10 protein-coding genes, 2 tRNA genes and 1 pseudogene are annotated in these 7,100 nt (G+C 64.0%); 11 read left to right on the top strand and 2 right to left on the bottom strand.

Annotated features, from left to right (window positions below):
* Window positions 1-84: 84 nt before the first annotated feature.
* Window positions 85-159, bottom strand: a tRNA-Thr gene (locus tag QZ266_RS12540).
* A 104-nt stretch (window positions 160-263) separates the two neighbouring features.
* On the opposite strand from QZ266_RS12540, the gene QZ266_RS12535 reads away from it, so the two are divergent.
* The 11 genes from QZ266_RS12535 to QZ266_RS12485 all read left to right on the top strand — a co-directional run bounded on the left by QZ266_RS12535 (window position 264) and on the right by QZ266_RS12485 (window position 6,347).
* Complete coding sequence (locus tag QZ266_RS12535) at window positions 264-473, top strand: hypothetical protein (RefSeq protein ID WP_295695669.1); 210 nt, start codon at window positions 264-266, stop codon at window positions 471-473.
* Window positions 474-548: 75 nt separating this feature from the next.
* Window positions 549-1,820, top strand: coding sequence for a UDP-N-acetylglucosamine 1-carboxyvinyltransferase (gene murA, locus QZ266_RS12530; protein WP_295695667.1), 1,272 nt, complete (start codon window positions 549-551; stop codon window positions 1,818-1,820).
* Window positions 1,821-1,834: 14 nt separating this feature from the next.
* Entirely contained in the window at window positions 1,835-2,302 is a 468-nt protein-coding gene (locus QZ266_RS12525; RefSeq protein WP_295695665.1) for a DUF2948 family protein, read from the top strand.
* Window positions 2,299-2,781, top strand: coding sequence for a UPF0262 family protein (locus QZ266_RS12520; RefSeq protein ID WP_295695663.1), 483 nt, complete (start codon window positions 2,299-2,301; stop codon window positions 2,779-2,781). Before QZ266_RS12525 ends, QZ266_RS12520 begins: the two co-directional genes overlap by 4 nt.
* Window positions 2,778-3,212, top strand: coding sequence for a low molecular weight phosphatase family protein (locus QZ266_RS12515; protein ID WP_295695661.1), 435 nt, complete (start codon window positions 2,778-2,780; stop codon window positions 3,210-3,212). The genes QZ266_RS12520 and QZ266_RS12515 overlap by 4 nt, the downstream gene beginning before the upstream one ends.
* A 120-nt stretch (window positions 3,213-3,332) precedes the next feature.
* The gene (gene infA, locus QZ266_RS12510) at window positions 3,333-3,551 is read left to right on the top strand and encodes a translation initiation factor IF-1 (protein WP_011643070.1); all 219 of its coding nucleotides are present in this window, start codon (window positions 3,333-3,335) and stop codon (window positions 3,549-3,551) included.
* Window positions 3,552-3,576: 25 nt separating this feature from the next.
* On the top strand, window positions 3,577-4,203 hold the full coding sequence (locus QZ266_RS12505) for a Maf family nucleotide pyrophosphatase (protein WP_295695658.1): 627 nt from the start codon (window positions 3,577-3,579) through the stop codon (window positions 4,201-4,203).
* Window positions 4,200-5,273 carry a ribonuclease E/G gene (locus QZ266_RS12500; protein WP_295695656.1) on the top strand — a complete coding sequence of 358 codons (1,074 nt, stop codon included), beginning with the start codon at window positions 4,200-4,202 and terminating at the stop codon, window positions 5,271-5,273. The genes QZ266_RS12505 and QZ266_RS12500 overlap by 4 nt, the downstream gene beginning before the upstream one ends.
* Window positions 5,274-5,337: 64 nt before the next feature.
* Window positions 5,338-5,505 (top strand): DNA gyrase inhibitor YacG, encoded by a 168-nt coding sequence (locus QZ266_RS12495; protein ID WP_295695654.1) that lies wholly within the window; start codon window positions 5,338-5,340, stop codon window positions 5,503-5,505.
* A gap of 137 nt (window positions 5,506-5,642) precedes the next feature.
* Window positions 5,643-5,717, top strand: a tRNA-Phe gene (locus tag QZ266_RS12490).
* 135 nt (window positions 5,718-5,852) lie between these two features.
* Window positions 5,853-6,347, top strand: a complete 495-nt coding sequence (locus QZ266_RS12485) for a GNAT family N-acetyltransferase (protein WP_295695652.1) — start codon at window positions 5,853-5,855, stop codon at window positions 6,345-6,347.
* Between the two features lie 80 nt (window positions 6,348-6,427).
* Here QZ266_RS12485 and QZ266_RS12480 read toward each other — a convergent pair.
* A pseudogene (locus QZ266_RS12480) lies at window positions 6,428-7,100 on the bottom strand (12-oxophytodienoate reductase); the annotation flags it as partial.

Here is a 7,100-nt window from a genome sequence, read left to right as displayed (position 1 = left end):
CCCGTCCCTACTGCCAATACCAGACAGGGCGGTGACGACAAGCCTCGTCCCCCCAGGGGTGGTTCTCCGGTGATGCGCGAGTAATGGTGCCGCTAGAGTGAATTGAACACTCGACCTCTCCCTTACCAAGGGAACGCTCTACCCCTGAGCTATAGCGGCGCCGGGTCGCCTTTCGGCGAGCGAGAGCCGGGCATATAGCTCAAGCCCGCCGCCACGCCAAGAGTGTCTTGACGTGATGTGCAGCGTTCGACATGACCAATTGCATGAACACGCCCACCGATCCCCCCGCCAAGCCGCCACGTCAGAAACGCGTACAAGCCGCGCCAAACAGCCGGGAAGCGCGCCTGGCCGAGGCCCTGCGCGCCAATCTGCGTCGACGCAAGGCCGCAGCCCGCAAGCCGGATGACGTGCCGGTGGAAAATGACAGTGCGGCTGCACAAAACGCCTCAGAAAAGCCCACCGACCCGTCATAATGCCGCCCGGATCGGGCTCTGGGATGGCGGTCTGTTCAAGTCATGCCAAGCGCATCAGGGTTTTAAGGAGTTCTCATGGACCGGATTGTCATCCAGGGCGGCGCGCGCCTTGAAGGTCGAATCGATATCAGCGGGGCCAAGAACTCGGCACTCAAACTGATGGCTGCCGCATTGCTGACGGATGAGCCGCTCGTCCTCACCCGGATGCCGCGCCTCGCCGACAGCCGCTTCCTGGGTCATTTGCTGGCAGAACTGGGGGTCGAGGTCAGCGATTCGGAACCCGCCCGGCTGCGCCTGCACGCTGCCGAGATCAGCGATACGTTCGCGCCCTATGACCTGGTGCGGAAAATGCGCGCCAGCTTCAACGTCCTCGGGCCGCTGCTTGCCCGTGAGGGTCATGCCCGTGTCTCCTTGCCGGGCGGCTGTGCCATCGGCGCGCGCCCGGTGGATCTGCACCTCAAGGCGCTCAAGGCGCTGGGGGCAGAGATCGATATTGCCGAGGGCTATGTCACGGCCAAGGCCCCGACAGGGGGGCTGGTCGGTGGCGAGATCGATTTGCCCTTCGCCTCGGTCGGCGCGACCGAACATGCCATGCTGGCCGCCTCCCTGGCGCGAGGCGAGAGCGTGATCGAAAATGCCGCGCGCGAGCCCGAGATCGTCGATCTCGCGGATTGCCTGAGCGCCATGGGCGCCACCATTGAAGGCGCGGGGACCTCGACTATTCGCATCCAGGGCCAGTCCCGTCTGTCCGGCGTGACCCACAAGGTCGTGGCTGACCGGATCGAGACCGCGACCTACGCCCTGGCCGTCGCCGCGGCGGGCGGAGACACGGTGCTGGAGGGCGCTGTTCTGGCCCACAACAAGTCTTTGTGGTCGTCCATGAGCGAGGCCGGCGTAACGATCGAGGCCGTTGCCGATGGTGTCCGCGTGGCCCGCAATGGCCGTCGTCTGGACAGTGTCGATATCGAGACCCAGCCCTTCCCGGGTTTTCCCACTGACGCCCAGGCGCAATTCATGGCGGTGATGGCATTGGCCAACGGGTCTTCGGTGATCCGAGAGACGATTTTCGAGAACCGGTTCATGCATGCCCCCGAACTCGCGCGCCTTGGCGCCGATATCACGGTGCATGGCAATGAGGCGGTTGTGCGCGGTGTCGACCGCCTGCGGGGTGCGCCGGTGATGGCGACGGATCTGCGCGCCTCGGTCAGCCTGGTTATCGCCGGTCTTGCCGCCGAGGGCGAAACCGTGGTCAACCGGGTCTATCATCTCGATCGGGGCTTCGAGCGGCTCGAGGCCAAGTTGTCAGGCTGTGGCGCCCGCATTGAACGCCTGCCCGACGGGGACTGAAAACAGGACGTCATATGATGGTTTCTCCCTTGCGACTGACCGCGCTGGACGAGCAGGACTTGCAGGCGGTTTCAACCGCGCTCCAGGATGCCGTCGCCCTGTTGGGGGATTTCGCCTATTCACGCCGCGAGCGCGCCTTCACCATGGCCTTCAACCGCTTCTGCTGGGAATCCGGGCGACGTGACCGGCGGGTGCGCTGTGGTGTCCAGATCGGTCAGGTCACCGCCGCACGCTCGGCCAATATCCGACAGGGTGCCGAGGATGCGGTGGTCAATCTGCTCTCGCTGCGCTTCGAAACGGGCGAAATGCCGTCCGGACAGGTGATTTGCACATTTTCCGGTGGCGGTGAGCTGCGCCTTGATGTCGAATGCCTGGATGTGGTCATGGTTGACCTGTCTCGCCCCTGGCGGGCATCAGCCCGGCCGGAACATGCCCTCGACGCAGATGTCGATGCGGCGGATGGAGAGACACCCGATTCATGAGCCAGTCCGGAGACAGGATTGTCAGTATTGACCTCGATGGCGCCAGCATGGGGCCGGGTGACGTCAATGCCGATCACGAGCGCCGCGTCGCGATCGCGGACCTGCTCGAAGGCAATCGCTTTCGGCCCGATGGCGACGCGGATGGTCCCTTTGCACTGCGGCTGGCGATCGAGCACGACCGGCTGGTCTTCGATGTGCGCCAGGAGGACAACACACCTGTGCATGGCTTCGTTTTCGCGCTGGGGCCGCTGCGCCGGATCATCAAGGATTATTTCCTGATCTGCGAGAACTATTACGAGGCCGTTCGCGATGCGCCGCTGGAACGGATCGAGGCGATCGATATGGCCCGGCGTGGCGTGCACAATGAAGGCTCGACCCTGTTGCGCGAACGCCTGACCGGCAAGATCGAAGTTGATTTCGACACTGCGCGCCGCCTGTTCACCCTGATCTGCGCCCTGCATCGGCGGGCCGCGTCATGAGCCTGCCATCTGTGCTCTTTGTCTGTGGCCGCAATGCGATCCGCTCGCCGATGGGCGAAGCGCTCTGGCGCCTGCGTTTCGGGAATGAGGCCACGGCACGCTCCTGCGGTGTCATTCCGGCGGCTTTCGTCGACCCTTTCATGGTCGCGGTCATGCTGGAGAAGAAGGTCGACCTGGAAGACTTCTCGCCCATCGCGCTCAATGGAGTCGGGGAGCCTCCGGCCGACATAATTGTCTCGCTGTCCACCGCGGCCGACCGCATGGCCAAGGAGTATGCTGCGCGGACCGGGGCGGAGTTCCAGGCCTGGCCAATTCCGGATCCCAGCGAGACGGGCGGCAATCGCGACATGAAGATTGCGGCCTATCGCGAAACCCGTGACGCCATCGCGGCGCAGGTTGCGCAGTGGGAACCCACCCCAAAAAGCGCCTGACGTCTCGACTTTTGCCGGTGAGAGGGAGTATACAGCGCGCTCCGGTGCGCCGCTCGCTCGGCGAGTCGGACGTTACACCCCAATTTTTGTGCCCACACAGGGCCGGAAACGAGGAGCCGCATGGCGAAAGAAGAGTTGTTGGAGTTCCCGGGCGAAGTCACGGAACTGCTTCCGAATGCGACCTTCCGGGTCAAACTCGAAAATGAACATGAAATCATTGCCCACACGGCGGGCAAGATGCGCAAGAACCGTATCCGCGTTCTCGCCGGCGACAAAGTGCTGGTCGAGATGACGCCCTATGATCTGACCAAGGGCCGGATCACCTATCGCTTCAAGTAAGCATGAGGGCCGGCGTGGTGACGCGATGACGCTTGCCGACACGGCACACCCCCGCCCGCGCCTGATCCTGGCCAGCGCCTCGCCCCGACGCTTCGATTTATTGAGCGGGGCGGGCCTGACCCCTGACGCGGTCGAACCCACTCATATCGATGAGCACGAGATACCCGGCGAGCTGCCCGGGCCTCTCGCCTTGCGCCTTGCGCAGGAAAAAGCCATGGCCCATCCCGGCGCCGCGGATGCCTTTGTGCTGGCGGCCGACACGGTGGTCGGCGTCGGTCGGCGGGTTCTGCCCAAGACCGAGGACGAAGCCGAGGCCCGGCGCTGCCTGGACCTGCTGTCGGGGCGCAATCACCGGGTCTTCACCGGGATTGCCGCGCGTGCCCCGGATGGTCGTTTTGCGGCCCGGGTCGTGGAGACACGGGTCAAGTTCAAGCGCTTGTCCGAGCCTGAAATCGCCGCCTATCTCGCCTCCGGCGAATGGCAGGGCAAGGCGGGTGGTTATGCCATTCAGGGCCGGGCCGGCTGTTTTGTCATCAATCTGATCGGCTCCTTCACCGGTGTCGTGGGGCTGCCGCTTTACGAGACCGCCAATATGCTGACCGGGCTGGGCTATCCAACGACCGCGCGCATGGGCGAGGCAGAGACGTCATGAATCGTCAGATCCTGATCGAGGAAAATATCGGCGAAACCCGCGCCGCGGTGGCCGAGAATGGGCGCATTGTCGAGCTTCATCTCGAACGCTGGTCGGAAGCCGGGCGGCGGGCCATTGAGGGCGAGGTCTTTCGTGGTCGCGTCAAGCGTGTCGAGCCGGCCCTCAATGCCGCCTTTGTCGATCTGGGTGTCGGCGAGGAGGGCTTCCTGCCCTTTGGCAAGTCCGGGCGTCCCAAGGGTCTGCACGAGGGCGCGGCCATCGGAGTTCGCGTGGCCCGCGAAGCCTATGCCGAGAAGGGGCCGAATCTGGGTCTCGTCGAGGTCGAGCCGGGCGATGCGCCCGATTGTCTCGAACCGGCGGACATCATCGCCCAGCGACTGGTCCGTGTCTTTGGCGATGCCGAGGCCATCTGGGCCGATGAGACCGATCATGATCTCGCCGCAGCCTTCGATGACGCACTCCTGCCGCTTGTGGCGATTCCGGGCGGTGGCTCGCTCTATATCGAGACCACGCGTGCGATGACGACGTTCGACGTGGATGCCGATGGCCGCAAGGGCCAGGGCAATGCGGCCCAGCTTGCCGTTCAGCTCAATAATTCCGCCGCCAAGGAAGCGGCCCGCCAGGCGCGTATGCGCGGGATTGGCGGCATGCTGGCGATCGATTTCGTGCACATGCGTGGCCAGCCGGATCGCAAGGCGGTCGAGCAGACCCTGCGCGGTGCCTTCCGGCGTGACCGGGCCAAGGTCGATGTCGCCCCGCTCTCGCAATTCTGCATTGGTGAAGTGGCCCGCCAGCGTCGTGGACGCACCCTGTCCGAGGTCATGCTGGAGGCCGATGGCCGTCTCACGGTCGAGACCGCCGCTCTGGCGGCCTTGCGCCGTCTGGAAGGCGAGGCGCGGCATGACCGGGCCCGCAAGCTGTCCCTGGCCGTACCGGGTGAGGTCTTTGCCTGGCTCGACGGCGATGCCATCGCCTGGCGTGCGGCTCTGACCGACCGCATCGGTCCGCGCTTCGAACTGGCGGAACAGACCGATCTTGACCGGCATGAGTGCCGCGTCGGCCGCGCGTGACCCCGGCCCAGACCCCGGCCCAGACCCAGACCCTGTCCATCCGCTCCCGCAAAGGAGACACATGATGAAATGTCCGATTTGCCGCCAGCCGGCCGACCCCGAGTTCAAACCCTTCTGTTCCAAGCGTTGCGCTGATGTCGACCTGGGCAAATGGGTGAGTGGTTCCTATGCCATTCCCGGCGAGCCCGCCGACGTCGCCGAAGACAATCCGGCCAGCGAAGAAGATCAGTAGGGGCACGCGCGGGCGCCATGTTGCGACGATGACTGCCACCGGTTGTGAATTTGCTGAAAAGGGCCATGGACACGCATCCGTGCCCGACCTATAAACCGCGCTCTCGATTGGCTGCCGAGGCAGCTGTTCGACACGGTGCCCGGGTAGCTCAGGGGTAGAGCAGCGGATTGAAAATCCGCGTGTCGGTGGTTCAATTCCGCCCCCGGGCACCATTTATTTCTCAGCCAACATTTTCCCGTCTATTGCTTTCGACCGGTGCAAGGCTTCGCCGCGTGTGGGCGTCCCCGCGACAGGCCCGCCCTTCCGGAGCCGTGGCGGTCCGGTTTCCCACCTGCAGGGATCAAGCTATGAGTGCTCACTCTCGAAACACGCGTGGCGGGTCCGATGACATGACGACACAAACCCCGGTCATACGCCCTGCCCAGGCAGCGGATGCTGCCGGGCTGGCGGCCTGTTTTGAGGCGGCCTATGCCCGGTATGCGGCGCAGATCCCTGACTTGCCAGCGGTATCGGAGGGGTGTGCGGAGGATATTCGCGACAACCAGGTCTGGGTCGCCTTGCTGGGCGGCGAGATTATCGCGGGTCTTGTTCTTGTTGCCGGCGATGAATTCATGAAGCTGGCTAATCTGGCGGTTTGTCCTGACCATTGCGGCAAGGGGCTTGGACGCGAATTGATGCGGATTTCGGAGGGCGCAGCCAGCAAGCAGGGGTTTGCGGAAATGCGTCTCAACACCCATGTGAAAATGCCTGAGAATGTCCGGCTCTATCAGCATTTGGGCTGGGTCGTGCTGTCCCGCAGCGGCAATACTGTTTGCATGAGAAAAGGCCTTCCGGGGAGGTGATGGCGGGAGGTCTTCCTCATGAAAACGCCCGGCCACCAATCGGCCGGGCGCTGTTGCATTCATCTGTCGGGCGTGACTGATCACACCAATTCTTTCAGCGCCTCCGCACTGAAATCTTCCAGCTCGTCGAAACGGCCATCGCGGACCTTGGCCGCCCATTCCGGATCCGAGATGAGGGCGCGGCCGACGGCGACGAGGTCAAACTCGTTGCGTTCCAGGCGTTCGATCAGCCCGTCCAGCGAAGCGGCGGGAGAATTCTCGCCCATGAAAGCGCCGATGAAGTCGGAATTCAGACCGACCGAGCCGACCGTGATGGCGGGCTTGCCGGTGAGTTTCTGGGTCCAGCCGGCGAGGTTGAGGTCCGAGCCCTCGAATTCCGGGATCCAGAAACGGCGCGTGGAAGCGTGGAAGATGTCGACACCGGCATCCGACAACGGGCCGAGGAATTCGCCCAGCGTATCCGGCGTGTCTGCAAGGCGGGCATTATAGTCCTGCTGTTTCCACTGCGAATAGCGCAGGATGAGGGGCAGGTCGGCGGGGATTTCCGCGCGCACGGCCTTGACGATTTCCTGGACGATGGTGGTGCGCTCGACCAGCCCGCCGCCGAAACGATCATCGCGCTGATTCATGCCGTCCCAGAAAAACTGATCGAGCAGATAGCCATGGGCGCCGTGCAGCTCGATGGCGTCAAAGCCGATTTCGGCGGCCGCCTTGGCGGCCTTGGCGAAGGCCGCGATCGTATCGGCGATATCC

The organism is uncultured Maricaulis sp., assembly GCF_905480005.1.
Taxonomy (GTDB): Bacteria; Pseudomonadota; Alphaproteobacteria; order Caulobacterales; family Maricaulaceae; genus Maricaulis.
The sequence above is the reverse complement of the archived record's forward strand: the minus strand, read 5'-3'. Positions and strand labels throughout refer to the sequence as shown.

Excerpts from the sequence above, each read along its gene's own strand:
- QZ266_RS12535 (WP_295695669.1), top strand. The coding sequence starts at position 264 with ATGAACACGCCCACCGATCCCCCCGCCAAGCCGCCACGTCAGAAACGC.
- murA (WP_295695667.1), top strand. The coding sequence starts at position 549 with ATGGACCGGATTGTCATCCAGGGCGGCGCGCGCCTTGAAGGTCGAATC.
- QZ266_RS12525 (WP_295695665.1), top strand. The coding sequence starts at position 1,835 with ATGATGGTTTCTCCCTTGCGACTGACCGCGCTGGACGAGCAGGACTTG.
- QZ266_RS12520 (WP_295695663.1), top strand. The coding sequence starts at position 2,299 with ATGAGCCAGTCCGGAGACAGGATTGTCAGTATTGACCTCGATGGCGCC.
- QZ266_RS12515 (WP_295695661.1), top strand. The coding sequence starts at position 2,778 with ATGAGCCTGCCATCTGTGCTCTTTGTCTGTGGCCGCAATGCGATCCGC.
- infA (WP_011643070.1), top strand. The coding sequence starts at position 3,333 with ATGGCGAAAGAAGAGTTGTTGGAGTTCCCGGGCGAAGTCACGGAACTG.
- QZ266_RS12505 (WP_295695658.1), top strand. The coding sequence starts at position 3,577 with ATGACGCTTGCCGACACGGCACACCCCCGCCCGCGCCTGATCCTGGCC.
- QZ266_RS12500 (WP_295695656.1), top strand. The coding sequence starts at position 4,200 with ATGAATCGTCAGATCCTGATCGAGGAAAATATCGGCGAAACCCGCGCC.
- QZ266_RS12495 (WP_295695654.1), top strand. The coding sequence starts at position 5,338 with ATGAAATGTCCGATTTGCCGCCAGCCGGCCGACCCCGAGTTCAAACCC.
- QZ266_RS12485 (WP_295695652.1), top strand. The coding sequence starts at position 5,853 with ATGAGTGCTCACTCTCGAAACACGCGTGGCGGGTCCGATGACATGACG.